We start from the raw sequence: 24049 nt of genomic DNA, 5'->3' as shown, positions 1-24049 counted from the left end.
TCTACATATTCGATTGACTGTTATTTTTTAATGTCTTATAGTTAAGATGAAGACCGTCTTGACCCCATTGAATTGCAACAGATAAAGGAGGTTATTTTGTTGAAGAAGGATTTTTTGACGCTCTCGCAACCCTTTCACTCCAAGATATTTACCCACCGGGCCTCTTATTGGAAAATCTTTGACTATCCTACCCAGCAGGAGAAATTAAATTATATTTTATTTGAAGATTATCACGTAGGGAAAAAAGATATCCAAATTGAGTTATTACCTGACCTGATTGAAACCCTCTGCCTCGAACTGCCGCCAACTGGAAAAAAACTAAATCTGATTTTTTTTGGCAAACACACCATCTCAAGAACGGTTACCTATCAAGCCAACCATCGTTACCTCGCACTTCGCTTTAACCCGTTGGGCAGTGTTAAATTCCATAGCTTTGACAGCGATACTAAAAACAAAATGTTTTCTTTGAATAAATACCTCGACCAAAAGCTAATTGATGAGCTGATTCCGCTGTTTGACCTGCCTCTAAGCCAACAGGCGGAAGCCGTCATCACTTTATTGCAACCGACTTTTTATTATTCCTGCCCGACATTAATTTACGATTTCATCGATTACACTGTTTCCCAGACCACCTCATTAAAATCCGCTTCTGAAAAATTTAATTATTCAGCCAGACAAATTCGCAATATTTTTCAAGATACTTTAGGCGTTTCCAGCAAAGAAATTATTCAAGTGCTGCGTTTTTGGCGCGCCATCAATTTAATTGAAGAGGAAAATCTCCAGACTACAAAAGACCTCGCTGGTAAGTTGGACTTTTTCGATGATTCTCATTTCATTCGCACATTTACCAAATATGCAAACGTCTCACCGACTTCCTATATTAAAAAGAAACGCCATGCCCTTGCCCATTCGTAAAAATGGGCTGCTCTTTATAAAAAAAATAAAAAAGCTTGCGGCAAAAGCTCCTCGACAACTGACTGTCTGAGGAAACTTATGCTGCAAGCTTTTTGTTTACTGTTTAGGATTCAATTGAATAATTTGGTGCTTCTTTGGTAATTTGAACATCATGAGGATGCGATTCCTTCAAGCCGTTGCCGCTCATTTGGATAAATTGGGCATCTTCTCGTAATTCTTTCAAGTTCGCTGCTCCAACGTAACCCATACCAGAACGCAGGCCACCAATCATTTGGAAAATAATATCGGAGACGCTGCCTTTATAGGCAACCCGCCCTTCAATTCCTTCTGGAACAAGTTTATTGGCTTCATTGACGCCGCCTTGGAAGTAGCGGTCGCTAGAACCTTTTTCCATTGCGCCAAGGGAACCCATGCCCCGATAAGTTTTGAAACGACGACCTTGATAAATTTCAAATTCACCCGGTGATTCGTCCGTACCGGCCAACATGCTGCCTAACATCACGGCATGACCCCCAGCTGCTAAAGCTTTAGCGATATCACCGGAGAATTTAATACCGCCATCGGCAATAATGGCTTTGCCATATTGACGAGCCACTGAGGCCGCATCATAAATTGCTGTTAATTGAGGAACACCGACACCCGCAACTACCCGGGTGGTACAAATCGAACCCGGTCCAATCCCAACTTTGACTACATCGACACCGACATCATATAAAGCTTTGGTGCCTTCAGCTGTGGCAACATTGCCGGCAATTAAAGTTGCTTTCGGGAAAGTTTTACGAATCTCAGCGATTTTGCGAATCACGCCAGCGCTGTGACCATGAGCTGTGTCAATTACGATTGCATCAGCTCCGGCATCTAATAAAGCCTCCGCCCGCTCAAAAGTATCGCTAGTCACACCGACTGCTGCGGCCACTAATAAACGACCGTGTTCATCTTTGGCTGCATTAGGAAATTCGATGACTTTTTCAATATCTTTGATGGTAATCAAGCCGCTTAATGCGCCGTCATTATCGACAATCGGTAATTTTTCAATTTTATGCTGTTGTAAAATTTTCTCAGCATCCTTTAAAGAAGTGCCGACAGGAGCTGTGACTAAATCATCTTTAGTCATCACGTCATTGATGGGAATTTGATAATCAGTTACAAAACGTAGATCACGGTTGGTTAAAATACCGACAAGTTTGCGATTTTCCATTGTTTCAACAATCGGCACACCGCTGATGCGATAGCGACTCATTAAATGTTCTGCATCTGCAACTAAATGGCTTGGAGTTAAGAAGAAAGGATCGATGATAACGCCGCTTTCAGAGCGTTTAACTTTGCGAACTTCATCCGCTTGTTCGGCGATGCTCATATTTTTATGAACAACCCCTAAACCGCCTTGGCGGGCCATGGCAATCGCCATTTTGCTGTCCGTCACGGTATCCATGCTGGCGCTGATGATAGGGATGTTTAATTTGATATTCTGCGCTAATTGCACTTCCATATTGACATCATTTGGCAAGACGTGGCTCTCAGCTGGAATAAGTAGAACATCATCGAAGGTTAAGCCTTTTTTAGCAAATTTTGATTCCCAGTTTGACATGATTGTGAACCTCTCCCTATTAATTTTTTAACAAAAAACATATCAGCTTTTTAAAGTCTTGTCAAGAAAGCCGATAAAACTTTCATGAAAATCTAGGAGTAAATTTAGAAATCATGAAAAAAACGCTTTAGCCCCTCAGAAAACAGTCGGCAACAAAAAAATCCAAAACCCTCCTTGCAGCTGTTCCACTCAACAGCTGCGAAAAAAGAATTTTGGATTCTATTTCAATATAAAAATTTCTGTTGCCTACTTAACGCATAGAGAACATACCGACGATGCCTAAGCGTTTTTTCAGGTACCAGCGCAAACCTAACACGGCAGCACCAAGCACTAACATAACGATTGGATCTAATACTGGGTTAATAACGGCTGGTAAAAGACCTGAAGCTGTAAAGGCGACTAACCAAATTAGTGTGGCTCCCACCATCAAGAGCATGGACTTCCACATTTTAGGTTTTTTGCTTTTATCAGCACCGGGACGGTCATATTGGTAAACGTATTTGTACATTAAATACATCACCCAGCCCCCAGCTGCTGCACCGACAATTAAAGTGACTAAGCCGAAGCTGCCACTATTGCTGGAAGCTGCAAATTGATTCATCAAACCAAAGATGGCAGCGAAAATTCCTAAGAATAATAAGAAATTGTCCAGCCACATCATGACAGGTGCGTTGACTTTTGATTCTTTGGGTTTGTTCATAATTTGTTCCACTGATTCTGAAACTGTACCATATAATTGACGGGCCGTGATGCCTTTTTTCTGACCTTCCACCAAGGTGGGCAAAATGTCATGCAAAGCTTCTGCCTGATCTGCTTCTGATAAATTTGCCGCATTCATTGATTTTTTTAAGTCAAAGATATATTGTTCGTTACGTTTCGTCAATTGTTCTTCCCATTGACGATTTTCGCTAACAAATTCACGTAACTTCTCTGGTTCCATTCTTTGTTCCCCTTTCACAAACAAGCCGACAGGATTTCGTAAAGCCTATTCTAGCATAGAATAGCCCCCAGTGCCCGTGTTTTTACACATTAAATCTGAAGAGCATAACATCGCCGTCTTGAACGACATATTCTTTGCCCTCAGAACGAACTTTGCCGGCTTCTTTTGCCGCGTGCATGCTGCCATAATGACTCAAGTCATCGTAGGAAACTGTTTCTGCTCGAATAAAGCCCCGTTCAAAGTCAGAATGAATAATCCCTGCTGCTTGCGGAGCTTTCATGCCTTTTTTAAAGGTCCAAGCCCGCACTTCTTGTTCGCCAGCAGTAAAATAAGTCGCCAAGCCTAAGAGGTCATAGGCTGCTCGAATCAATTGATCCAAACCAGATTCTTCAATGCCTAACGCTTCTAAAAATTCAGCTTTGTCTTCATCGTCTAATTCAGCAATTTCTTCTTCCGCTCTGGCGCTGACAACAATTACTTGAGCATTCTCAGAGGTCGCAAAATTGCGGACCTCCTGCACATAATGATTACTGTCGCTGTCCGCCACTTCATCTTCGGCAACGTTAGCAACATATAAAACTGGTTTTGTCGTTAACAAAAACAGGCTCTTAACTAATTTTTCTTCTTCTTCTGTAAATTCAATACTGCGGGCAGAAATGCCTTCTTCTAAAACTGGTTTGATTTTATCTAAGATGGACAGTTCAGCAACGGCATCTTTATCCTTAGTCTTGGCAACTTTGGCCACCCGAGTATAGCGCTTGTTGACAGATTCTAAATCCGCCAGCACCAATTCCAAATTAATCGTGTCAATATCAGCTAAGGGATCAATCCGACCTTCAACGTGGGTGATATTATCATCATCAAAACAGCGAACCACATGACAGATGGCATCCACTTGGCGAATGTGGCTTAAGAATTGATTCCCCAAACCCTCTCCTTTGCTGGCGCCTTTGACGATGCCGGCAATATCGGTAAATTCAAAAGTTGTCGGCACTGTTTTTTTCGGATGCACTAGTTCTGTTAAGCGTTGCAGGCGTTCATCCGGAACCTCTACCACACCGACGTTCGGGTCAATCGTTGCAAAAGGATAATTTGCTGCTTCTGCTCCAGCTTTTGTAATTGCGTTAAACAACGTTGATTTACCGACATTCGGCAAGCCAACGATACCAGCAGTTAATGCCATGAATTCTTCACTCTTTCTCTTTTTTCTCTAGAATTTTTTTTAATTTCTTTTCAAAGTCTCGTCGAGTCAGCATGACAATATGCTGACAATGCAGACAGCGGATTTTGATATCCGCCCCCATCCGAATGATTTCCCAGCGATTGGTTTGGCAAGCGTGGGGTTTTTTCATCTCGACGACATCCCCTAAATCATACATGAGGACTCCTCCTTTTTCATTATAAAACCGCAAAAATTTATCTTTTTCTTACTTTAAGCCTCATCGTCAAAATGGACATCTAAAATATCCAAAATCCGTGTCAAATCAGAGGCGGATAAATATTCAATCTCAATGCGGCCCTTGCCTTCTTTTTCTTGGATTTCAACATTGGTGCCGAATTTATCCATCAGGCGTTCTTCGCTCTCCCTCAGGTAATAAGGTTTTTCCTTTACTAGACGCGGCGTTTTCTTTTTAGGCTTTTCTTTGTTTTCATTTAAGTCCGTCACAATTTGTTCCAATTGCCGCACCGTCAAATTTTCTTTGATGGCGCGATTGGTTAATTTAATAATCAAGTCTTTGTTTTTCAAGCCCAATAAAGTCCGAGCCTGTCCCATTGATAAACGCTGCTCTTGAACCATATCCTTAACAAATTTTGGCAAGGTCAAGAGCCGTAAATAATTGGCGATGTATGGGCGGCTCTTTCCTAAGCGCTCCGCCACTTCCGCCTGCGTCAGCTTTAAATTTTTCATCAGCATGTCATAGGCTTCGGCTTCTTCCATCGGGTTCAAATCCTCCCGCTGAAGATTTTCCAACACCGCCACTTGCATCATCGCTTCTTCGGTGAAGTCCCGCACGATGGCCGGAATCGTTTCTTTGTTGGCTAGTTTGGACGCCCGGAAGCGCCGTTCGCCTGCGATAATTTCATAGCCTTTGACCGCCGACTTGCGGACAATAATTGGCTGAAAGACGCCCGATTGTTCAATCGAGTTAGCTAGTTCCTGTAAAGAAGCCTCTTCAAAGGTTTTGCGGGGCTGGTAAGGATTCGGCCGCAAATCACTTAAAGGAATATTGATGACTTCTTCTTTTTGCACGTCGACATTTTCCAAATCAGCAAAATTCTCAAACAAGGCATCAATTCCACGACCTAAACCTTTTCCTTTACTCATGGGCTAACACTTCCTCTGCTAATGATAGGTAAACCTCGGACCCGCGGGAGCGGATATCGTAATCGATAATCGACAAACCATGGCTCGGCGCTTCTGACAGACGGACATTGCGGGGAATAATTGTGTCGTAGACTTTTTCTCTAAAATACTTGCGGACTTCCTCAACGACCTCCGCCCCTAAATTCGTACGGGCGTCGTACATCGTCAACAGCACTCCTTCAATTTTCAGCTCTGGATTAAAATGCTTTTGAACCAAGCGAATCGTGTTTAACAACTGGCTTAGCCCCTCTAAAGCATAATACTCGCACTGAACCGGAATCAAAATTGAATCGCTGGCTGTAAAAGAATTAATCGTCAAATGCCCTAAGGAAGGGGGGCAATCAATCAAAATATAATCGTAAGCATCGCTGATTTCGGCTAAAGCTGTTTTTAAACGGGTCTCTCTAGCCATCATAGAAGTCAATTCAATTTCCGCACCTGCCAGCTGAATGGTCGCCGGTACAATTGACAACCCTTCACGGGAAGTCGGTAAAATCGTTTCTCTAATCGGCGTTTCATTCACCAAGACATCGTAAATGTCTTGGGCGACATCAGGTTTGCGCACGCCGATACCACTAGTGGCATTGCCCTGAGCATCAATATCTACCAATAAAACTCGCTTGCCATTATACGCCAGACAAGCCCCTAAATTGACTGTCGTGGTGGTTTTTCCCACACCGCCCTTTTGATTCGCTACTGAGATAATTCGTGCCATTTTCTACGTCCTCCTATATTGATGTCACGTCACTGCTATGTAAACATTTATCCCCGTGAATAAATGCGTCTAATCCAAAAATGCAAAAAATTATTGAAGCGGCTGCTTATTTGGCTGGCCGGGCTTACGAGGATATTTCTTCGGGGTGACTTTTTTCTTTTGAATCACCAAAATATGCCGCTCGTCTCCTGTTTGTGGTAATGCCAAGTCAATTTCTTCAATGACTTTGCCCCCCAATAAAGCAATCGCCGGCTTCGCCTCCGTCAACTCCTCTTGGCTTTTAGCCGCCTTTAAAGCTAAAAAGTAGCCGTCCTTTTTGACTAACGGCAAACATAATTCCGCCAAAACATTTAAACGGGCCACCGCTCTGGCAGTCACAAAATCAAAGCTCTCACGAAACGCCTTGTTTTGACCAAAGGTTTCTGCCCGGTCGTGGTACAAAGACACGCCCTCCAGTTGCAAGCTCGTTGCGACTGTTTTTAGAAAATTAATTCGTTTATTAAGGGAATCAACAATCGTAATCTGCAAATCCGGAAAGACAATTTTTAAAGGAATACTAGGAAAGCCCGCACCAGAGCCGACATCACAAAGACTTCCTGTACCAGAAAATTGCGGTGTAAAGGCCGTCATCACCGAATCATAAAAATGCTTGAGATAGACATCATTTTCGGCGGTAATCGTGGTCAGATTTATTTTTTCGTTCCATTCTACCAGCAGTTGAAAATACTGTTGGAATTGGTCCATCTGCCGCTCGCTCAAGGTAAAGCCTTGCTGGGTCATTTGCTGACGAAATTCTTCAGGTGTCATAGTCGTTCCTTTCTTCTGTGAAACAAAAAAATGTTTCACGGTTCTTTCCTACTTTAACGCATATTGCCGCTGTAAGCAATGTTTTTAAAACTTCTTAAAAATTCTTTTGGCCCGCTGCTTTACCGGGGAAAATTTTTGTTTGAATTGAGCTTTTCTCCGCTTGCAGTTAACCCTTGTGATTCAGCTCTTGCAAATAAAAAACCAGAGGGCCATCTATCCGACAGCCATCTGGTTTTTCCTAGTCACTTGATAAGGCGGTGACTAAACTGCCATTTCTGATTTTGTTTAACTAAGGTGTGCTCTACTTGATTGACGCCGAGAATTTTTAACTTCTTTGCATCGACAATCAGCAAAGCCGAACTAGCATGAGCCTTGGTCGCATTAATGTCTTCTATTATAACAGAAGTTGTCAAGTGTTGGGTCAAAGGTTCTTTTTCCCAGGTCTTCGTTAAAAATTTTTCCAAATCCCCTTGGCCCTGTGCAGTTCCTTCAGCGCCGGTAATCGCTCCATTTTCCGTGAACAATTGCAGATAGGCGGCAACATTTTTTTCGCTGGCCAATTGGTCAGCTTGGTTGATTAAATTGGTAATCAATTCAAAGTCAGTCATTCTTGGCCACTCCCCTCAAGGAAATATTGATTTGTGCTTGTAGATGTTGGTCAAAAACATCTCTCGGAATCAGCGCCTGCACAGCTTTAGGCGGCTTGGTGGCATAAGCGCTATGGGTTTGATTGGCATACTGATTAACCTCAAAATTGACTAACATGGAGGAGAGCGCATAGACTTCTGATTTATCTAAGTCTGTTGCCCCAGACAACCAACTAATCACATTTCTGACGGCATTAACCAAAGCCTCATCTAAATTGTCATCGGAAAAGCCAAAGACCACCCAATGAGTTGGCTTTTCGACAATTGGAAAATCAATTGTCGTTTTATGCAGACTTAATTCCAAATCAATCCGTTCAGCAGCGGTTTCGATACCGGTTTGGTCCACCACGCCCCCCGCCTGCCGCGCATTAACGTTACTGATCCACAACCGACCGCCGGGTTTTAATACCGGCAAAAATAGTGACGTGCCTACGCCTAAGTCGGGATAAATCAAATTGCCACCAAATTTCCCTGCAAAATTGCCGCTAGTTTCCTCATCACCGGCCGGTTCAAGTGCTACATAGCCTAAAAAAGTTTTTAGCGGAAAACTTACCCCTTTGACAAAATGAGTATGGGTTCTAGCCTCGTTAAATTTAAAATAGTGCAGATAAGGTTCCGTAAAATCCGCTGGCAATGCCCCAACGCCTAAGGGAAAAGAATTCCAACCCCAGCTAATCGGCCGCAGCTTTTTTATTTTAATTTCCAGGGTATCACCGACCTGTGCATCCGTCACACTGACTGGCCCCACCATTGAAAAAGGGCCCTTCGGAAATTGATGTCGCAAAGGCTCCCGCTCGGCAAAATTCATTCCGTAAGTTGCCCCGTTACCCCAATGAGTCCATGTATTGACATAGCTGACAGTCGTCCCGCTGGCAACCTCAGCAATGCTTGCCGCCGTCGGATCTAAATAGCCGACCCGCACTGTTTCCGGTGTTGAAGGAATTTCTAACATTTGAACCACTTCTCTCTGCTAGTTTTTAAAGAGCTACTTTTTCTAAATTATAGCACTTGCCTGTGAAAAAACTGTGACTGAAGCCCTGCCGCCTGTTCAAAACTATTTTGACAATTACAAACTACTACTCATCAGCAAATTCAAAATTTTTTTATGTAAAATTTCCGCAAAAAAAGCTCTGATACACTCCACTCAGCTTTTCACTTCTTAGAATTTTATAACCCCCTGAAGGAAAAAATCGCCTTCAAAAAAAGCGGGCCTGCTACTTAAATTATGCACCTGATTTTGTTTCAGCAACACTGATTGAACACAAAAAGACTCAGGAAGCCTTTTGTAAAAAGGGGGCGGCTTCCTGAGCCAAAGTATAATGGAAAGTGGCGGGTAGAAGCGCCACTTCGATTAACGTGATTGGATTATTGATATTTGCGGTTGTAATCCCACAACAGTCCTAATAAGCCGATGAGTCCTAGCATCATTACACCGAGGCCGGGATAGCCTACGTGTTTTTGACCCATAATCATCATCGCTAAAAAGACAAAGAATAAAATGACTTTAATGATTGTTTTCATCTTTGCTTGCCTCCCATCGAATCTCGCCGGCCGTTAATTCTACAACTTTCACTTGATTATCGACATAGATGACTGAGCGTTGCGGCAGGTCGGTATTGTTGACGATAGCATATTCCTGCACCTCTGGATAATAATGGATTTCCACTGCCGGATTCTCCGCATACCATTGATACAATTCAGCAGACTTGCCAGCCGCTTTAAACAATAATTTTAACAACAACTGAGCATTTTCCGGCGTGTAAGGCAGACTGGAGAGATAAATGCCTTTACCCTTGCCAAAATCATGAACCGAAATTTTGATGTCATCTTGATCCTCCAGCAAAATTTCCGTGTCAGCTGCTAGCGAATAGATGTGACACACTGGCTCGCCATCGGTAAATTGCGAGACATCAATTTGACTATCGACACTAGTGGCTTTGAAATATTTATCCGTCGACAAACTAAAGCCAAGCTCCTGATCGACACCTAAGACATGGGCCATTTGGAAGAAACGGCCATTTTTCAACGCGGCACTCGGTTGACCGACGCCGACAAAGCCGCCGCCGTCTGCCACCCATTTAGTTAGCCGTGCGACTAATTCTGCATCCAGCCACTTGTCACCGCCGGAATAAGCGGTGCCGGCCATGCCGGCATTGATGACTACATCAACATCCTTCAAGGCGCCATTTTTTACATCTTCGAAATCCATAAAGACCACGTTGACTTTTTGGCCGCTTAAAGATTCTAAAATACCCGTATAGCTATAAATTTGTTTGTACCATAAAGCATGGGCGACCATATGTGTTTGCCACGAGCGCAGTTTGCCCCAAGCGTTCAAGACGCCGACCGTCACACCCGTATAAGCTTTTTTACCAGCAATCTTATCGTAAATATTGCGGAATTCTTCGGTCACCTCTCCTACATAATCGACAAACTTAGGGAATTGATTGGCCAAGCTAAGATAGCCGCCATAACCGATACGATCTACAGGCTTGCGTAGAATTGCCCGTCGTGCCGTCAGCCAATTTTCCTTGGCTTCAATCGTCGGATCATTTCCCTCGTAAAAAGTATCTGGGAAAAAGTATGGCAAAAAGCGGCCTTCCGTATATTTTACATGGGGAATTTCTGAAATCATCCGCAGGGTTGTGCCGTTGCCGACTGAACCCACGACAGCATCCAAACCAATTTCGCCGAAATATTTGCCGTAAGGCTCCGTACCAATCCAGTTGTCCCCTAAAAACATCATCGCTTCCCGATTGGCATCATGGGTGATTTCAATTAATTTGCGGGCTTCATCCGCCACAAATTTTTGAATGAAATCAATGTAATCCAGATAGGCTGGACTCGGCACTCTAAAGGTTGAATTGTAATAGCCCTCGTCGACAAAATCTTCTGGACGCAACGCATAGCCCTTAGCCTTTTCAAAATCCTCTAAGGCTTTGACAGAAACCGTCGCCCCATAGCCAAACCAGTCAACAAATTTTTCCTTTTTGAGATTATTAAACACCAAAGAAAAATGATAGAAGAAGGTCGTGAAGCGCACCACGTTGACATCAGGATTTTCCGCCAGCCATTTTTCTAAATAGCTGGACATAAATTGATTGGATTGCGGTTGTCGCACATCAAAGGGAATTTCATGGGGCTTGTCCCCCCAATCGTTGGTGATGTGATTGTACATTTGCGTCGGATCCCAAATCATACTAGCCAAATAGGCCACTGTATATTCATGATAAGGAATGGTATCTTGAATCGTCACCTCTGTGAAATCAGCCGACACCTGCCACTGCTCGACAGAAACTACCTCACCAGTGGTTCGGTCAATCACTTCCCAATATTTTTTGACATCAACAGCCGGATTAGGCGTGACTTGTTCAGTCAAGTAACCTTTAGTAATGTCAATCACTAATTTAGTCTCAGTCGCTAGCGTCCGTTCACTCATCAGATACATCTGCTGAACTTCTTCTGGAAATTTTTCAATAAACTCATTATGACTACGGGCGACAAAATAAGTGGTATAAATTTTGGCCCCAATCGTTTTTAATTGTTCATCTAATTTTGTGCCATCGCTATCCCGAATGGCATCTGCACCCCACAGCTCCATCAAGCGCTTTGTTTCTTCAAAGAAGTTGGCTTCGCTGGGAATCGTTACACGTCCTTTACTCATGGCGTTTGCTCCTCCTACTTGGTTTTAAGAAAATGATTGGTTAGCTGCATCAAATTTTTTTTATTCGCAAACTAGCTTAGTCTCCAGCGACAATCCAGTTGAATTTCGTCCTAAATTCCCGCTGTTAAACAATGCTGATTGCAAATGATTTAGAAAGTTTAAGACAAGGCGCACGTCTCAACTGCTGAAGCCAATCAAATTTTCAGGTTAATTCTTATTCTTTGTTCCCGCCGACGGTCATGCCTTGGGTTAATTGGCGTTGAACCATCATGTAAAGGATTAAGGTTGGCAGCATCACTATTACCAATCCGGCGTACATTTGGCCGTAATTAGCAGCTGCCCGCTGACCAGTCATCAAGGTCATCAAGCCAACTGGCAAAGTTTTCTTGTCATCTTGAGTGATCAAGGTTAAGGCGATGACATATTCATTCCAGAAGCTTAAGAAGTTAAACAGGATAACTGTGATAATACTTGGTTTTGCTAAAGGCACCATGACTTTAATAAAGGTGGAAAAATAACCCGCCCCATCAATATAAGCCGCTTCTTCATAGGCTGAAGACAAGGTGCGGAAATAATTGGACAATAAATAAATGGTAAATGGCAGCGCCGTTGCTGCATAAATCAAGGCTAAGACAAACAGATTGTTTAAAAAGAAGCCATTGCCCGTCAGATTTCTCAGGAAATTATCTCCGTCTAATAGCATCAAAAAGATTGGAACCACAATGTAGTTGACGTTGATAAACAGACCCATCATAAATAAATTATTTAAAAATCCTTGGCCTCTAAATTTAAAACGGGCCAAGACATAGGCCGCTGGTAATGCGACCACGACTAAAATCGCCAAAGCTAAGAAAGTCACCAAGAAGGAATTAATTAAATAGGCCCCCATATTGGCTTTTTCAAAGGCATCGACAAAGTTTTGGAAATAAAAGCCTTTTGGCATCGCCCAAGGATTGCCATAAAACTCTGCATTTTCTTTAATTGACGCTAAAAATACCCAAGCAATCGGAATCAGAATTGAGACTGCTAATGTAATTAATGCCACATAGACAAAAATTTTATATAATTTATTTCCCTTACTCATAAGCCAGTCTCCTTTCTACAATTCGTAAATTGGTCTTTTAGTAATCCGTTTCAAGACAGCAGATAAAGTGAAGGAGAAGGTAAAGACAATTACCCCGATAGCCATCCCGTATCCGTATGATGAATTGGTGTATGCTTGTTTATACATGTAGCTTAAGAATACTTCCGTTGATCCATCCGGTCCGCCGCTAGTCATCGCTTTGACTAATTGGAAGGACAAATTGATGGTTGAAATCACAAAGAAGGTTAACGTTGTCGAAATCGTGTTCCAAGTCAAAGGCAGCGTGATGGAAAAGAATTGACGAATTGCGCCAGCCCCTTCTAAAGACGCTGACTCATAAACACTTTCAGAAATCGCCGACATGGAGGCCATGTACATGACCATGTAATAACCGATTGCCTGCCAAATCAAAGCGCCAGCAACGGAATAAATGACAATATTTTGGTCTCCGAGCCACAGAGTTTTCAAATTGAACAATGAATTCAACAAGCCCCGTTCTGGATCATAAATTGCGGAAAAAATTGCCGCAATGACAATGATTGACAAAATATTCGGAATGTAAAAAACAATTCTAAAGAAATTTTCGCCTTTAAATTTCACACGGGTTAAAATCCCCGCAAAAATGAGTGCTAAACTCAAGGTAATGACCGTGACCAGCACGATTAAGACCAGCGTATTTTGGAAAGAACGAATAAATTGCATATCCCCAAGCAGCGTCTTAAAGTTGTCTAAGCCGACAAAGGTTTTATCCGGTGAAAAACCGCCCCATTTAAACAAGGACATATAGAAGACATTCAACGTTGGATAAAACATAAAAATTAAGACTAATAAAACTGCCGGGACCAGGCAAACAGCCATAAATATTCTTTTTTCTTTATTTCTTTTCATCTGAATCCCACCTTTTTTCATAAAAAGGGACTGTGACGCCAGTCGCCTTAATAATTGTTTCCCGAAGTCAGTGCTTTGCCCCTCTGCATTGCAGTGGCTACTCGCCGCAAAAGGCCAACAAGCTAAGAATACACTTATGAAAATTCGCGAATCATTAAGGGTTGTTGACTAAAGTCACAGCCACTTTCAAACTTATTCAGCTATTATTCTGCTGCTTCCCGCAATTGATCGGTAACACTAATAACATCATCTTGCCATTCTTTTTCTGTCTTCGTGCCGCTTACGATTGAGTCGTAAGTGCCGAATAACGTATCCCGCACGCTGACACCTTCAACAGTCGCTGTATTTTCAAAGCCGCCCATTACTGCTTTAGCGCCATTGTCATAAATACTGTAGAACAATTGATTGTCGCCAGTTAATTTATCACTCATACCTTCGATTGGTTGAACGGCGCCGGATTTAGCAAAGATATCTGCCGCTGCATCTGAATACATCCAAGCGATGAAGTCTTTCCCGCCATCTTTGTTTTCAGCACCAGTTGGCATCCACATTTGTTCAAAGAATGTGTAAGAATATTGGTCGCCGCCAGCTTCTGCTGCTGGTAAAGCAGTCATGCCCCAAGCAAAACCATCTGCTCTTGGTGCATTTTTCATTTCTTCAACTACCCAAGTTCCATTTGGCATAAAGATTGTTTGATTGTCTAAAATCATTTGTTGGTTCTTAGTAAAGTCTTGGTCATTAGCATTTGCTGGTGTTGTTTCAGCTGTGTAAGATGCTAATTTAGTCGCAATGTCGAAGGATTCGGTAGCATCAGCTGAAGCCCAAGTTCCATCAACATAAGACATTGCATCATTATAAAAATCAAGCCCGCCAACTGCTGGTAATAAACTAAAGAAGAAGGAATCTAGGTAACCAGTGGTTGGATAAGTGAATAAAGCAATATCTTCAGCGGCTGCTTTATCGCCTAATTCCCACATTTCATCCCAAGTAGTTGGCACTTCCCAGCCTTTTTCTTCTAATAGGCCTGAGTTATAGAACAAACCAGTTGGTGAGTAGAACATCGGTGCTAAATAGGTTTTGCCATCGTTATAAGGATTTGTTGCTAACGTGTCGATAAAACCAGGAATTAATTTTTCTTTGACTGTCACGTCTTCTCCCGGCACTGTCATATCAAAAACATCTGTTAAGTCTTCTAAGTTTTTATCTTTAATAAAGGTTTCTGTTAAACCGGCTTCCCGGCCAGTTGCTAACAAAATAACATCTGAATAGTTGCCGGCCTTCATATCAGGGCTGATGACATCTTCTAATTTTTTGTCAATAGTAAGCTCAATGTCCACATCTGGATTTTCTGCCTCGTAAGCGGATTCAATTTCAGCCCACATGTCAGCGCCATAAGCAGATTCTAAAGCGGCTACCTTCACAACGGTTTTATCACTTGAACTTCCGCCAGAACTGTCAGTACTGCTACCACTGTCACTGCCTCCGCCACATGCTGCCAATAAAACTCCTGTTGCTGATAATGCCAATAAAGATAAGATTTTCTTGTTTTTCATAAAGTTTTACCCCCTTTGATGAATTCAGTATAACATAACGTGTAAGCGTTTTATTTAGTTAAGTTGCACTCTTTTTTAGAAATATTGGTTAATTTCCAAAAGAGTAATATTTCATAATATTCCTAAATAAAATTCGCAATTATTTTTTCTTGTTTCCGATATTTGCCCGGCGCTAGCGAATAGGCCTTTTTGAAGGCTTGATTAAAATAGGATTGCGAACTGAAGCCGACAATTTCGGCAATTTCGGCGACTGAATAATCGGTGTTAATCAACAATTCCTTGGCCTTCATCAGGCGAACCTTCAGCAGATAATTCATCGGTGTATCATTGTAGGTCTGTTTAAAAATATGAATGATGTAATACTTATCTAAATGTAGACTGTTACTAATCGATTCCAAACTAATCTGATCTTTAAAATGATGGTCGATATAATCCTTAATAAACGCGCCATCTTTGTTCAGCCGTTTATTGTCAACATTTTCCACGGAAAAATCCTCAAGCTTCATCAAGTCAATCAAAAATAGCTGGCATAAGGGCTGCTTACACAAATCATGACTATTGCCATTTTTAGCTTCTTCTAAAATCAGCGGAATTAAATTCTTAAAGACCTCTTGAGTATGCTTGATGGCATAAAAATTTTTCTGCTGGTCTTCATTAGTAAATTGAACCTTATTAATCCCGATAACAAAATATTCCAAAGGCGTGTTCTCACTGGAAACCTCCGTGTGGGAAACATAAGGGTTTACAACAATCAGACTGCCCTTTTCAATCGGCGTGATTTGGCCATCCGCCAAAAAACCGCCCTGCCCATTCAGTACATAAAGAATTTCCGAAAAATAATGGGTATGTAGCGTACTGTGCCAATCGGTTTTTTCATAGATGGAATGATGGATGTAAATCGGCTCCATCTGCTTTAAAATATCTTCAATTTTTTTCATGCTCCCAACCCCTTCTTGCTAAATCTAAAAAATCACATCCTTAAAATTTATCCATACCACTCAAGCCGGCACCAATCAAGCCGGCATTATTGTCGTAATTAGAAATTTTTATCTGCTCGAGACTGCGGTACTGGGCCGGAATCATTAATTTTTTTATTTCTTCTTTAATAGTAGGCAATAAATCTGGATTTAATTTAATGATGCTGCCGCCGAGTACGATGACCATTGGATCTAAGACCGTAATCATCGCATAAATGCCATAGGCAAAATCGGCAATCCACTCTGTTACAATTGCGGTTTCTGCTGGCTGCTGTGCATAATAGCCGGCAAAAATTTCCTTGGTGGTAATCCCTGGACGATTTAATTTTTCGGCGGCTCTTTCAGCTAAATTATTACCTCCAACGGAATCCTCCAGTGTTAAATTTTCACCATTTTTCGGCCGAGGCAAGAGGCCGATTTCACCAGCAAAGCCCTGCCCGCGAATAAAGGCGCCATTAGTCAACGAGGCGCTAGAAATACCGGTACTCGCCGTAATAAATGTTAACGTATCACCAGCCGATAATTTAGCAGCTTTCCATTCTGCATAGGCAGCCTGATAGACATCATTATCAATTGTCACCCCTAAAATTTCTGGATATTTTTCTTGTAGGCGGGCAACAATTGGAAAATTTTCCCACGGTAAATTATTTTGAAAGACCGCAATCCCCTGCTCCCGATCAACTAAGCCCGGCACGCCAATCCCAAAAGATAGCTGTGAAAGGGGCACATCGATTTTTTCTATCAGTTGGTCAATCGCTTCAGTTAAACTGGCAAACATCGTCTCTTTTGTAGAAATATTGCTGGTAACTTTGTTTTCTACTAAAACGCTTCCATTTTCATCAATTAAACCAACGGCAATTTTCGTACCGCCAATATCTATTCCCAATGCTTTTTTCATTCTGGAACCTCCCATTTCTTGTTAATTGTAGCTTAACAGGCTTAATGGGGATAGTAAAGAACAATCTGGTTGTAACCAGTTAAATTTTTTATAAATATTTGAAATTTAATCTTTCAAGGGGATTTTATAATTATTCCTTCATCCTTTTACAATTAAAAAAGCTTGGATAAAAATCGTAAAAGCAATCTAGAGACGGGCCGCCCTCCCGCTAGGCGTCCTTCAAGAAAATTCATCAAAAACCGTGAGCCAGCAAGGTTTCTTTTTTATTTCCTCCAAAAATTGACCTCGCAAATTGTAAAACAGCTTTTCTTCCACAATGATTGACCTTCAATGATTAAGAAAACTTTTCCTTTTTATAATTTTTACTTAAAAGGATTAAGAGTCGGTAATGACCGCTAGCTGGTCTAAAAAGTTGTGCTAAGCTAAACAAAAATAACAAAAGACGGAGAAAACAAATGCGCAAATTTATTATCTTTGCGGGAATTATGATTGTATTCGCTCTAATCCTTGTCGTATATGCCTTTAAGATTGAACCTTATCAGCTGACTGTCAAAGAGGTGGCCCTCGATCATTCCCCAACTAACGAAACAGACAGCGTGGAACTGAAAATTGTTCAAGTTTCTGATATTCACTTAGCAGAAAATTTTACCATTCAAAATCTTGCCGCTGTTACTGAAAAAATCAATCAACAACAAGCAGATATTGTAGTTTTTACCGGAGATTTATTTGATAATTATGCCCGTTATGGAGTTGGTTTGGAAACGGAAGTCAAGCAACAGCTGGCCCAAATCCAAGCGACTATCGGCAAGTACGCCGTCAAAGGTAATCATGATTACGGCGGCGGTGCTGCGGGGGTTATCGATGAGCTTTTACAGGAAGCGAATTTTAATCTGCTGGAAAATAGTGGCGAAACCTTGAGCTTAGCCAATGGCCGACAACTTTTTGTCGGTGGCTTGGACGATGCTCTCTTAGGTAATTCTGATCCAGAAGAAATGTTTAGTTATCAGAGTCAAGCGGATTTTTCATTGCTTTTAACCCATGAGCCGGATGTTGCAGACGCCTTGGTGACAGCGACTCCCAGTTTAATTTTAGCGGGCCACAGCCACGGCGGACAAATTTGGCTGCCCTTTTATCAAGTAAAAAATCAATTGGCCAAAACTTATTCTAAAGGCAGTTATCAGCTAGCAGACAACACACAACTCTATGTGAATACCGGTATTGGTACTACGATGATTCATGCGCGCTTTTTAAATCCGCCGCAGCTAAGTGTTTTTCGCTTAAGTATTTAAAAAACTATTGTCATTGTGAAGCTTTTAACGCACAATAAAGTAAAAAACGGAGCTGGACCTATGACAACCATTCATAAAACTTTTTACCAAGCCGCCGCTAAAACTCTTAGCAAAAAATTGTTGCACCGAAATTTTCAAGTGGTCATCTGTGAAAATCTCAATGAAGCCAGAGAAAAAGCTTTAGCTCTGATTGATCCCCAAAAAGTTGTGGCCTTCGGAGGCTCCGAAACACTAAAAGATTCCCAATTGATTGAAGCATTATACGAACGGCAGCAGCCGATTATCAATCGGGAGCTAGCCAAAGACATAGCCGAACGTCATCAATTAATGAAACAAGCGCTAACAGCGGATTATTTTTTAACCAGCATCAATGGTATCTCTGAAGATGGCGAATTGGTCAATGTAAATAGTGTCGGCAATCGGGTTGCAGCCATCACCTATGGGCCGGATAAAGTTTTGGCCTTTGTCGGCATGAACAAAGTCTATGGCGATTTAGAAACCACGATTCAAATGGTCCGCAAAAAAACGGCGCCCCTCAATGCTACTCGTTTGAATTTACAAAAGACGCCCTGCATCAAAAAAGGCGTCTGCGGCGATTGTTTTCTTGAAGAATGTATTTGCAACACAATCGCTGTCACCCGTCGTTCTTGGCAGGCTGAACGGCTGACAATCTTTTTGATTTTAGAGGATCACGGCTATTAAAATTTCCATAAAAAATCTGTTTTGTAAAATGAACTGACTCACAATAGTTAGATGAAAAACTAACGACTGATGAGCATTTCATTTTCATGAAACAGATTTTTTTGTTGTGAAAAGCTAAAAATCACTGCATTACCTTCAATTAATCTTCACACTTTGCTGTTAATTTAAAATAAACAGCAGGAGGGATTTGATACTTGGGCTTGGGACAGCAAGCAGCTGCGGGGCAATTCGGATGGGATTGCAGCTGGATTAAATTGGAGGATGACAATATGGAACACACTTTACCAAGAAATTATTCAAATCATCAGGAAATTAAACGGACCGGTTGGATGCTCTGTCTATACACACTGATTTTCAGTGGGGTATCGTATCTTGTAGCAAATTTTTTAATTCAGCAGGCGGCCGCCGAAAATGGTGGCATGCTTTCTCAAGTCGCTTGGGAAGCAGTTAGTGAAAGCGGCTTGCCTTACTTGCTGGCTTTAGCAGTTGGGCTGCTGATTATTTGGGGCTTTCGCCGGCAGCAATTTTTTCAAGACATCACCAGTGTCCACCAAAAAATCAATGTCAAAGTTTTTCTGATTTTACTCTGTGCATTTGTTGGCATTCAATTTATTTTTCCTTATTTCAGTGCTGCTGTGGAAAGTTTATTTAATCTGTTTGGCCTTTCGTTGCAAAGCCAAATGGAGGCTGCTTCTGCCAGCAGCACAACGCTTTCGATGCTGATTTATTCTTCTCTGGCAGCGCCGATTTGTGAAGAATTAGTTTTCCGGGGAGCCGTCCTGCATTCACTGGAAAAATTTGGCCGCCCCTTTGCCATGATTGTTTCGTCGGCTCTCTTTGGTATTTATCACGGGAATTTCACTCAAGGCGTCTTTGCTTTTTGCGCCGGTATGATTCTTAGTTATACGGCACTGCGTTTTTCTTTGAAATGGGCCATTGTGCTGCACATGTTCAATAATTTTGTTTTAGGCGACCTCTTTAGTTTTGCAACTGCTAACCTGCCGGCCACTACCCAAACGCTCCTTTTAGTCGGCATCCAAGTGATTGGCCTTGTGATTGCCCTTTATTTTCTAATAAAACAGCGCCAGCAAATCGCTGCTTTCTTTAAAAATCAACCGACAGAGTCCGGTGCTGTCAAAAGCGTGCTGACTTCTGCAGGTCTATTGATTTTCACCGGTGTAAATTTATACATGGCCATCGGTTCGGTACAGCCATTGCTGCAATAAATTTGCCAAATAAAAAATCGAAAAATCTAACGAAGGGTTACTTCAAAATTTTTTTAAATGGAATGTTGAAAAATAAACTTCTTTAATTTTAAGGAACAACTTCAAAGAATAATTAATCTAATCGCAAAAAAACCGCCAACTTGTGAGTTATACAAGTTGGCGGTTTTTGACTGTGGATATTAGACACGTCCTGATATTTCAGAAATGAACACGCCATTTAAATCCTACAATTTTTTCGTTTTAAATTATGCTAGTTCGATATCGCCAGCATTGCCGTGTTTGGCAAATTGACTATTATACAAGTTAGCATAGAAACCATCTTTAGCCATCAAGGTTTCATGATTCCCTTGTTCAATGATATCCCCGTGATTCATCACTAAAATATTATCGGCATTACGAATGGTCGAAAGACGATGGGCGATAACAAAGGAAGTTTTTTCCTCCATTAATTTATCCATTGCTTTTTGAATCAGTTCTTCCGTCCGGGTATCGACTGAACTGGTCGCTTCATCTAAAATCAGCATCGGTGCTTTTTTAATCAAAGCCCGGGCAATGGTCATCAATTGCTTTTGCCCAACTGACAATTCAATGCTGTCGTCTAGAACGGTATCATAACCCTTTGGTAACGTGCGAATAAAGTGGTGAATGCCGACTGCTTTAGCGGCATTGATAATTTCTTCATCGGTAACGCCGGTTTGATTAAAGACTAAATTTTCTTTGACAGTGCCGTCGAACAACCAAGTGTCCTGCAGCACCATACAAAATTGATCATGCACTTCTTCGCGTTTCATCTCACTCAAAGGCTGATTGTCGATAGCAATCGTTCCTTTGTTGACCTCATAAAACTTCATCAGCAGGTTAACGATGGTCGTCTTACCAGCACCGGTCGGCCCAACAATTGCCGTCTTTTTGCCGGCTTTAGCTTCAACGGAAAAATCGTGGATAATCGGTTGCGCTGGGTCGTAACCAAAGTTAACATGCTCAAAGGTAACATCCCCTTTAGTATCGGTTAAACGTTGGCTGAGATGCGACTCATCAGCCATTTCCGTTTCATCTAAAAACTCAAAAACACGACCTAAAGCTGCACTTGCTGATTGCAGCGTACTGAAAGCCTGTGCCAATTGTGACAAAGGTTGGGTGAATAAACGGACATAAATCATAAAGGCCACGATAACACCAAAGGAAATCGTACCGTTCAAAGCTAAAATCGAACCAATTACACAGACCATCACGTAACCAAAGTTACCGATAAAGCCCATCATCGGCTGCATGATGCCGGATAAAAATTGCGCCCGCCAAACACTGCTGTATAAGTCGTCATTTAATTTAGAAAAATCGCCTTTGACTTCTTTTTCAGCATTATAAGTGCTGATCACACTATGGCCAGAATAAATTTCTTCGGCAAAACTGCTAACTTTCCCAAGTTTTGTTTGTTGAGCGGCAAAATGTTTTTGGGATTTTGTCAAGATGACAACCACCATAAAAAAGCCCAAAAAGACAGAGAGAATCGTTGTGACACTCAGCATCCAGTCGTTGTGGAACATCATCACTAGACAGCCAATGACTAAAGTGATTGACGGTGCTAATGTGCCCAAGCTTTGATTTAGGGATTGACCCACGGTATCCAAGTCATTGGTCACGCGACTTAAAGTATCCCCTTGAGGATGGGAATCAAAATATTGCAGCGGCAGGTTATTGATTTTTTCAGAAACCTGACCCCGTAATTTTTTGGAAAAACGTTGGGTGATAGTAGCCATTAAAAAGCCTTGGCAATAGCTCATCAAAAAGCCCACACCGTATAAAATAGCTAAATACAGACAAATTTCCATAATTTTGTCAGTGTCGATGGTCGTGTAAAGACCCGCCGTAATTGTATCGGTAATTTCGCTTAATTTATCCGGACCTAAAATCGAAGTAATACTGCCCACCGTCGCAAAAATCACAGCGGCAATTAAGGGAATTGTATAGTTGCCAGCATATTTTTTAATATTGGCGAAATTAAGATGCTCCGCTGAACTATTCTTCATTTTCTAATTCCTCCTTCGATAATTGCGAATAAGCAATTTCTTGATAAATTTGGTTGCCCGCCAGTAATTCCCGATGGGTCCCCTTGCCGGCAATCCGACCTTCATTTAATACAATAATTTGATCAGCGTCCATAATCGTACTAATCCGCTGAGCGACAATTAGTTTTGTCGTTTCCGGTACTTCTTCTTTTAAAATGCCTCGCAATTTTTTATCTGTTTGATAATCTAAAGCCGAGAAGGAATCATCAAAAATCAAAATTTCTGGTTTACGGGCGATAACTCGCGCAATCGCCAGCCGTTGTTTTTGACCACCGGAAAAATTGGTTCCTCCTTGAGCCACTTCTGCGTCTAATTGACCCGGTTCAGCTTTGACAAAGTCAGCAGCTTGAGCAATCTCCAACGCTTGATAAATTTTTTGATCATCTAGCGGAGAATCGTTGCTCGTTCCTAAATCCATATTTGAGCGAATGTCACCGCTGAACAACACAGCTTTTTGGGGAATATAGCCGATAATATTATTTAACTGTTCCTGTTGAAATTCTTTGATGTCCTGTCCGTCTACACGAATCGTGCCAGAGGTAATGTCGTACAAGCGAGGAATCAATTTCAAAATGGTACTCTTCCCGCTACCGGTTGAACCGATAAAGGCGACTGTTTCACCTTTTTTCGCAGAGAAACTAATGTGATGCAAAACATCTTCGCTAGCTTCTGGATAGGCAAAGGAAACTCCTTCAAAACTCACAGTGCCAGTCTCTTGCAAATCCTCTGTCGCTTCAGCAACATATTCAATTGAAGGTTTTAAATCGAGCACTTCATTAATTCTCTTAGCAGACACCAAGGCCCTTGGCAAAATAAAGAAAATCATCGTCATCAGCATAAAGCCCATTACCACCTGCATAGCATAGGAAGTGAAGACAACCATATCACTGAACAAAGTCAGCTTGTCTGCAGCTGCAGCATTTTGAATCAAGGTGGAGCCTAGCCAATAAACTGACAGCGTTAAGCCGCTGGAAACTAAAGTCATCGTCGGACTGATAAAAGACATCATCCGTCCAGTAAATAAATTAACCTGCGTCAACTCATCATTGGCCGTTTCAAATTTTTGATTTTGGTAGGCTTCGGCATTATAAGCACGAATCACGCGAATTCCTGTTAAATTTTCCCGCGTCACACTGTTTAAATTATCCGTCAAGCTTTGCACTAAAGTGAACTTAGGGCGCACCCATGTCATAATCACTGTAATCAAGACTAGCAACACGCCAACAGCGACAGCCGTCGCAGTGGTCCATTCCCAATTTTTATTGGCGATTTTGGTAATCGCCCAAACAGCTGTGATGGGGCCTTTGATTACTACCTGCAGTCCCATCGCAACTAACATTTGAATTTGCGTCAAGTCATTGGTGGTGCGGGTCACCAGACTGGGCACTGAAAAATGTTGAATTTCTTTAGCCGAATAATCCGTCACCCGGTCAAAAATTTCGCCCCGCAGCCGCCGTGTTAAACCGGCAGCAATTTTAGCGGCAAAATAACCGACCACAACCGATGCCGCAAAACTGGTTAAGGACATCAAAATCATTTTAGCGCCGGGAATCAAAATATCGCTGGTTTTAGTGCCGTCTTCTTGTAATAACCGCGTTATTTCCGACATGTAATCGGGAATCTTTAACTCCAAACTAACCTGTAATAATATAAATAGCAGACTGACGAGGACCAGCCATTTTTCGGTCTGGCTCATCTTTTTAAAAATTTTAAACATAAGTTCCT

The 24049-nt window shown here is 41.8% G+C and carries 22 protein-coding genes; 4 read left to right on the top strand and 18 right to left on the bottom strand.

Annotated features, from left to right (window positions below; genetic code table 11):
• Positions 1–99: 99 nt before the first annotated feature.
• Positions 100–915 carry a helix-turn-helix domain-containing protein gene (locus ACYSNU_RS05300; protein WP_461736150.1) on the top strand — a complete coding sequence of 272 codons (816 nt, stop codon included), beginning with the start codon at positions 100–102 and terminating at the stop codon, positions 913–915.
• Positions 916–1018: 103 nt separating this feature from the next.
• Here the strand turns inward: ACYSNU_RS05300 and guaB are convergent, their stop codons facing one another.
• The 16 genes from guaB to ACYSNU_RS05220 form a co-directional block, all read right to left on the bottom strand.
• Entirely contained in the window at positions 1019–2503 is a 1485-nt protein-coding gene (gene guaB, locus ACYSNU_RS05295; protein ID WP_265459547.1) for an IMP dehydrogenase, read from the bottom strand.
• 250 nt (positions 2504–2753) lie between these two features.
• Entirely contained in the window at positions 2754–3443 is a 690-nt protein-coding gene (locus ACYSNU_RS05290) for a DUF1129 domain-containing protein (protein WP_461736149.1), read from the bottom strand.
• Between the two features lie 82 nt (positions 3444–3525).
• Positions 3526–4626, bottom strand: coding sequence for a redox-regulated ATPase YchF (gene ychF / locus ACYSNU_RS05285; RefSeq protein ID WP_461736148.1), 1101 nt, complete (start codon positions 4624–4626; stop codon positions 3526–3528).
• Positions 4627–4633: 7 nt separating this feature from the next.
• A complete protein-coding gene (locus ACYSNU_RS05280; RefSeq protein WP_265459542.1) occupies positions 4634–4822 on the bottom strand; it encodes a DUF951 domain-containing protein in 189 nt (62 codons plus the stop codon).
• A gap of 53 nt (positions 4823–4875) precedes the next feature.
• Entirely contained in the window at positions 4876–5769 is an 894-nt protein-coding gene (locus ACYSNU_RS05275) for a ParB/RepB/Spo0J family partition protein (protein WP_461736147.1), read from the bottom strand.
• Positions 5762–6523: a ParA family protein gene (locus ACYSNU_RS05270; RefSeq protein WP_461736146.1), complete on the bottom strand. Its 762-nt coding sequence runs from the start codon at positions 6521–6523 to the stop codon at positions 5762–5764. Before ACYSNU_RS05270 ends, ACYSNU_RS05275 begins: the two co-directional genes overlap by 8 nt.
• Positions 6524–6613: 90 nt before the next feature.
• Positions 6614–7330, bottom strand: coding sequence for a 16S rRNA (guanine(527)-N(7))-methyltransferase RsmG (rsmG, locus tag ACYSNU_RS05265; protein ID WP_461736168.1), 717 nt, complete (start codon positions 7328–7330; stop codon positions 6614–6616).
• Between the two features lie 242 nt (positions 7331–7572).
• A complete protein-coding gene (locus ACYSNU_RS05260) occupies positions 7573–7938 on the bottom strand; it encodes a nuclear transport factor 2 family protein (protein WP_461736145.1) in 366 nt (121 codons plus the stop codon).
• Positions 7931–8929, bottom strand: a complete 999-nt coding sequence (locus ACYSNU_RS05255) for an acetamidase/formamidase family protein (protein WP_461736144.1) — start codon at positions 8927–8929, stop codon at positions 7931–7933. Before ACYSNU_RS05255 ends, ACYSNU_RS05260 begins: the two co-directional genes overlap by 8 nt.
• A 413-nt stretch (positions 8930–9342) precedes the next feature.
• A complete protein-coding gene (locus ACYSNU_RS05250) occupies positions 9343–9498 on the bottom strand; it encodes a DUF6903 family protein (protein ID WP_265459537.1) in 156 nt (51 codons plus the stop codon).
• Positions 9482–11641, bottom strand: coding sequence for a 1,3-beta-galactosyl-N-acetylhexosamine phosphorylase (gnpA, locus tag ACYSNU_RS05245; protein ID WP_461736143.1), 2160 nt, complete (start codon positions 11639–11641; stop codon positions 9482–9484). The genes ACYSNU_RS05250 and gnpA overlap by 17 nt, the downstream gene beginning before the upstream one ends.
• Positions 11642–11855: 214 nt before the next feature.
• Positions 11856–12725, bottom strand: a complete 870-nt coding sequence (locus ACYSNU_RS05240) for a carbohydrate ABC transporter permease (protein ID WP_461736142.1) — start codon at positions 12723–12725, stop codon at positions 11856–11858.
• Positions 12726–12740: 15 nt separating this feature from the next.
• The gene (locus ACYSNU_RS05235) at positions 12741–13613 is read right to left on the bottom strand and encodes a carbohydrate ABC transporter permease (RefSeq protein WP_461736141.1); all 873 of its coding nucleotides are present in this window, start codon (positions 13611–13613) and stop codon (positions 12741–12743) included.
• A 203-nt stretch (positions 13614–13816) separates the two neighbouring features.
• On the bottom strand, positions 13817–15166 hold the full coding sequence (locus ACYSNU_RS05230; protein WP_461736140.1) for a carbohydrate ABC transporter substrate-binding protein: 1350 nt from the start codon (positions 15164–15166) through the stop codon (positions 13817–13819).
• Positions 15167–15288: 122 nt separating this feature from the next.
• The gene (locus tag ACYSNU_RS05225; protein ID WP_461736139.1) at positions 15289–16104 is read right to left on the bottom strand and encodes an AraC family transcriptional regulator; all 816 of its coding nucleotides are present in this window, start codon (positions 16102–16104) and stop codon (positions 15289–15291) included.
• 40 nt (positions 16105–16144) lie between these two features.
• Positions 16145–17041: an ROK family protein gene (locus ACYSNU_RS05220; RefSeq protein ID WP_461736138.1), complete on the bottom strand. Its 897-nt coding sequence runs from the start codon at positions 17039–17041 to the stop codon at positions 16145–16147.
• A 455-nt stretch (positions 17042–17496) separates the two neighbouring features.
• Between ACYSNU_RS05220 and ACYSNU_RS05215 the strand changes: the two genes are divergently transcribed.
• From ACYSNU_RS05215 to ACYSNU_RS05205, 3 genes are all read left to right on the top strand, one after another.
• On the top strand, positions 17497–18330 hold the full coding sequence (locus ACYSNU_RS05215) for a metallophosphoesterase (RefSeq protein WP_461736137.1): 834 nt from the start codon (positions 17497–17499) through the stop codon (positions 18328–18330).
• A gap of 60 nt (positions 18331–18390) precedes the next feature.
• Positions 18391–19032 (top strand): lactate utilization protein, encoded by a 642-nt coding sequence (locus ACYSNU_RS05210; protein ID WP_461736136.1) that lies wholly within the window; start codon positions 18391–18393, stop codon positions 19030–19032.
• A 194-nt stretch (positions 19033–19226) separates the two neighbouring features.
• Positions 19227–20258: a lysostaphin resistance A-like protein gene (locus ACYSNU_RS05205; RefSeq protein WP_461736135.1), complete on the top strand. Its 1032-nt coding sequence runs from the start codon at positions 19227–19229 to the stop codon at positions 20256–20258.
• Between the two features lie 245 nt (positions 20259–20503).
• On the opposite strand, the gene ACYSNU_RS05200 is transcribed toward ACYSNU_RS05205, so the two are convergent.
• Both ACYSNU_RS05200 and ACYSNU_RS05195 read right to left on the bottom strand, forming a co-directional pair.
• Positions 20504–22285, bottom strand: a complete 1782-nt coding sequence (locus ACYSNU_RS05200; RefSeq protein ID WP_461736134.1) for an ABC transporter ATP-binding protein — start codon at positions 22283–22285, stop codon at positions 20504–20506.
• Positions 22275–24041: an ABC transporter ATP-binding protein gene (locus ACYSNU_RS05195; RefSeq protein WP_461736133.1), complete on the bottom strand. Its 1767-nt coding sequence runs from the start codon at positions 24039–24041 to the stop codon at positions 22275–22277. The genes ACYSNU_RS05200 and ACYSNU_RS05195 overlap by 11 nt, the downstream gene beginning before the upstream one ends.
• Positions 24042–24049: the final 8 nt, after the last annotated feature.

The sequence above is a fragment of the Enterococcus sp. LJL120 genome (assembly GCF_054871765.1).
Note: the sequence above shows the minus strand (reverse complement) of the source record. Positions and strands in the feature narration are given on the sequence as shown.